This window comes from uncultured Aquincola sp. (genome assembly GCF_964001545.1).
Classification (GTDB): Bacteria; Pseudomonadota; Gammaproteobacteria; order Burkholderiales; family Burkholderiaceae_C; genus Aquincola.
The window spans coordinates 1-2,087 of sequence record NZ_CAXFDV010000433.1; the positions used below are offsets into that span (position 1 = coordinate 1).

Sequence of the window (2,087 nt, forward strand, 5' to 3'; positions counted from 1 at the left end):
CGGCTGACGTTCAGCGGCAGGTCGGCAGAGTCGATCACGCCCTTGACGAAGCGCAGGTACACCGGCATCAGCGCCTCGGCGTCGTCCATGATGAAGACGCGCTTGACGTACAGCTTCACGCCGCCGCGCTTGTCGCGGTTCCACAGGTCGAACGGTGCCTTGGCCGGCACGTACAGCAGCTGCGTGTACTCGCTGCGGCCTTCCACGCGGTTGTGGGTGTAGGCCAGCGGCGCTTCGGTGTCGTAGCTGATCTGCTTGTAGAAGTCCTGGTACTCGGCGTCGGTCACGTCGCTCTTGCTGCGCGCCCACAGCGCCGCCGCCTTGTTGACGGTTTCCCACTCGTCCTTGACCACCTGCTTCTGTGCCTCGGCGTCCCACTCCTCCTTCTTCATCAGGATGGGCAGCGAGATGTGGTCGGAGTACTTGCCGATGATGGACTTCAGCCGCCAGGTGCTGAGGAACTCGCTCTCTTCGTCGCGCAGGTGCAGGATGACGTCGGTGCCGCGCTCGGGGCGGGTGATGGTCTCCACCTCGAACTGGCCCGAGCCGTCGCTGCTCCAGCGCACGCCTTGGTCGGCCGCCAGGCCGGCGCGGCGGCTTTCCACGGTGATGCGGTCGGCCACGATGAAGCCGGAATAAAAGCCCACGCCGAACTGGCCGATCAGGTTGGCGTCCTTCTTCTGGTCGCCTTCCAGCTTCGACATGAACTCGCGCGTGCCGCTCTTGGCGATGGTGCCCAGGTGCGCCACCGCCTCGTCGGCGCTCATGCCGATGCCGTTGTCACGGATGGTGAGGGTCTTGGCTTCGGCGTCGAACCACACCCGCACTTCCAGGTTGGGCGCGTCTTCGTACAGCGCGTTGTTGTCCAGCGCCTCGAAGCGCAGCTTGTCGCAGGCGTCCGACGCGTTGGAGACCAGCTCGCGCAGGAAGATCTCCTTGTTCGAGTACAGCGAGTGCGTCACCAGATGCAGGATCTGCTGGACTTCGGCCTGGAAGGCAAGGGTTTGTTTTTCCATGGTCGTTCGAATGAGTTGCCAACAAGGGTTGAACCGGTGAGGTGCGAGATGGGGCTGCGCCGTGCGGTTTTCAACAGGGGCCCGCGTCATGGCGCCACTCAAGCCCGGCAACGGCCGAGCCGATAGACCTGACAGTTCTGGCTCGAGTGTGTAGCAGTTGCTGTGAGTCCAGGTTGTTCAGCGCTCAACCACGCACACCATGGCCGTACTGTCCCGCCTGTCCATCCCCGGCAAGCTCACTGCCGCCTCCGTTGCCACCGTGGCCATCGCCATGGCGCTGCTCACCGCTGGCGGCTTCGTCACCACCCGCAACGCGCTGTACGGCGTGCTGGAGAAGAACACCGGCGCCGTGGCCGACAGCTACGCCAGCGGCATCGCCACCTGGGTGGCCGACAAGACCAGCGCGGTGCAGGCCCTGGTGCCGGCCGCGCTGCAGGCCGACCCGGCGCCTGCGCTGGAACTGGTGCGTGCAGCCGGCGCCTTCGACAAGGCCTATGCCGGCTATGCCGACAAGCGGGCCGTGTTCTCGCGCCAGCAGGACACCGTCGCGAACTACGACCCCACCAGCCGGCCCTGGTACCAGGCCGCTGCCAGCGCCGGCAAGCCGGTGCTCACGGCACCCTACCGCGGCGCCAAGACCGGCCAACTGGTGGTGACCTTCGCTGCCCCGGTGCAGCGCGGCGGCAGCCTGGCCGCGGTGGTGGCGGGCGACATCCCGCTGACCGAGGTGAACCAGGCGGTGAAGGCGGTACAGCCTTCGCCGCACAGTTTCGGTTTCGTGGTCGACCAGTCGGGGCTCATCGTCTCGCACGCCGACCCGGCGCGCGCGCTGCAGCCGGCCAGCACGCTGTCGGGCGAGCTGACGCCCGCGCGCATCGCCCAGCTGCGCACCGCCAATGCCTTCACGCCGCTGCACATCGGTGAGCGCGACTACTGGATGACGGCCCGCCCCATCGCCGGCACCGACTGGACGCTGCTGGTGGCGGTGGACCAGGCCGATGCGCTGGAAGGCTTTGCCGCCGTCGGCGCCACGCTGGCCGTGCTGGGCCTGGTGATGCTGGGCGCCACGGC

Annotated in this window: 2 protein-coding genes; one reads left to right on the forward strand and one right to left on the reverse strand. The window is 67.4% G+C overall.

Annotated features, from left to right (window positions below; all coding sequences use genetic code 11):
• A partial coding sequence (htpG, locus tag ABNT58_RS14800) for a molecular chaperone HtpG (protein WP_348754225.1) occupies positions 1–1,016 on the reverse strand: 1,016 nt, incomplete at its 3' end.
• A gap of 199 nt (positions 1,017–1,215) precedes the next feature.
• Here htpG and ABNT58_RS14805 point away from each other — a divergent pair.
• Positions 1,216–2,087 (forward strand): cache domain-containing protein (locus ABNT58_RS14805; RefSeq protein WP_348754226.1); only part of this gene is annotated, 872 nt, incomplete at its 3' end.